We start from the raw sequence: 1,162 nt of genomic DNA on the forward strand, positions 1-1,162 counted from the left end.
CGCTCAACCGGACATCCGGATCGGCGACCACCGACTCCAGCAACCGCCCGAACCGCACCACCATGTCCTCGACCGTCACCCGATCGAACAGATCGGCGGCGTACTCGACGACACCGGTCAGGCCATCGCCCGTCTCGGTCAGGGACATCAGCAGGTCGAACCTGGCGACACCGAGGTCCAGCGGCTCCTGCCGGATGTCGAGGCCGTCGACCTCCAGCACCGGGGCAGGGTTGTTCTGGAACGCCAGGGCCACCTGGAAGAGGGGGTGGCGGGCCATCGAACGAGCCGGAGCGACGATCTCCACCAACCGCTCGAACGGCAGATCCTGATGACCGTACGCCGCCAGATCCACCTCCCGCACCCGCCCGACCAACTCCCGAAAAGCCGGATTCCCCGAGGTATCGGTCCGCAACACCAACGTGTTGACGAACATCCCCACCAGATCGTCCAACGCCTCATCCGTACGACCCGCCACCACCGAACCGATCGGAACATCCGAACCCGCCCCCAACCGGGTCAGCAACGCCGCCAACCCGGCCTGCACCACCATGAACACCGTCGCGTTCGCCTCACGCGCCAACGCCCTGAGCCGCCGCCCCGTCTCGGCCCCCACCGTCACCGGAACCGTGCCGCCCCGGTGGGAGGCGACCGCGGGCCTCGGCCGATCGAACGGCAACGCCAACTCCTCGGGCAACCCCGCCAACCGCGACCGCCAGAACGCCACCTGCGCACTGACCAAACTCCCCGGATCCGACTCCGACCCCAGCAACTCCCGCTGCCACACCGCGTAATCGGCATACTGCACCGGCAACGGCACGAACCCCGGCGCCACCCCCCGCGACCGCGCCGCATACGCCGCCAGCACATCCCGCGCCAACGGCGCCATCGACCACCCATCACCCGCGATGTGATGCAACACCAGAGCGAGCACATGCTCACCCGAGTTCAGGGTGAACAGCCTCACCCGCAGTGGCAGCTCCACCTCCAGGTCGAAACCGCGTCCCGCGAAGGCCCGCAGTTCGTCGGCCAGTTCGCTCTCCCCGACACGCACCTGGTCGAACGGCACCTCCGCGGTGTCCAGCACCCGCTGACACGCCACCCCGTCCACCTCGGGAAACACCGTCCGCAAACTCTCATGCCGACCCACCACATCCCGCAGGGC

General features: G+C 68.4%; 1 protein-coding gene. It reads right to left on the reverse strand.

Translation table 11 applies throughout. The features are described 5' to 3' along the window. Nucleotides 1-1,120 (reverse strand): condensation domain-containing protein (locus ABT061_RS48280; RefSeq protein ID WP_350930448.1); only part of this gene is annotated, 1,120 nt, incomplete at its 3' end. Nucleotides 1,121-1,162: the final 42 nt, after the last annotated feature.

Origin of the sequence: Streptosporangium sp. NPDC002544 (assembly GCF_040295965.1) — a bacterium.
In the GTDB taxonomy this organism is placed as follows: domain Bacteria; phylum Actinomycetota; class Actinomycetes; order Streptosporangiales; family Streptosporangiaceae; genus Streptosporangium.